This window comes from Gordonia jinhuaensis, from assembly GCF_014639795.1.
GTDB lineage: Bacteria > Actinomycetota > Actinomycetes > Mycobacteriales > Mycobacteriaceae > Gordonia_B > Gordonia_B jinhuaensis.
Genome location: NZ_BMGC01000109.1, coordinates 1 through 740, shown reverse-complemented (window position 1 = coordinate 740; position 740 = coordinate 1). Strand labels below are relative to the sequence as shown.

At 62.2% G+C, this 740-nt stretch carries 1 protein-coding gene; it reads right to left on the bottom strand.

The window, feature by feature from the left end; all coding sequences use genetic code 11:
• The coding region (locus IEW22_RS19850; protein WP_229742942.1) for an IS630 family transposase at positions 1-686 on the bottom strand (686 nt) is incomplete at its 3' end.
• Between the last annotated feature and the right edge of the window lie 54 nt (positions 687-740).

The window sequence follows — 740 nt, the reverse complement described above, 5'->3', positions numbered from 1 at the left end:
TTGACGGCTGCGGTCACCTGCCCAGTCGCGATCTCCAAGGCGGCGAACAGTGTGGTGGTGCCGTGTCGTTTGTAGTCGTGGGTTCGGCGTTCGATCTGCCCTGGCTGCATCGGCAGCATCGGCGCCGTGCGGTCCAAGGCCTGGATTTGCGACTTTTCGTCCACGCACAACACGATTGCGTTCTCCGGCGGTTCCAGGTACAGGCCGACGACATCGGTGACCTTGGCGACCAGTTCTGGATCGGTGGAGAATTTGAACGTCCCCGACCGCCACGGCTGTACCCCGTACTCACGCCAGGCCCGCGCGACCGTCGCGTTCCCGATCCCGAGGTGACTGGCTAGCAGACGCGACGACCAGTGGGTCACTCCGTACTTCTTGGGTGGTGACTTCAACGTCGCAGCGACAACAGCTGCATGATCAAGATGCCTTGGGCGACCACACCGTTCGGCATCAAGTAACCCGTCGAGGCCGTCATGGAGATACCGGGAGCGCCACTTGAGCACGGTCGGCACCGACGTCCCGACGACCTCGCTGATCCGCGAATTGGCCATCCCTTCAGCAGCAAGGGCCACGATCCGCGCCCGACGTGCCAGTCCCGCAGGCGTCGACGTCGACCTGAGTAGTCGATCGAGTTCGGCAGCATCGCCATCACGCAGGCCCAGAGCGGGAGCCGGAGAATTCGCCATAGCCGAGTATCTCAAACCCCCAACCATTAACTAACTAACGACACGAGATACTAG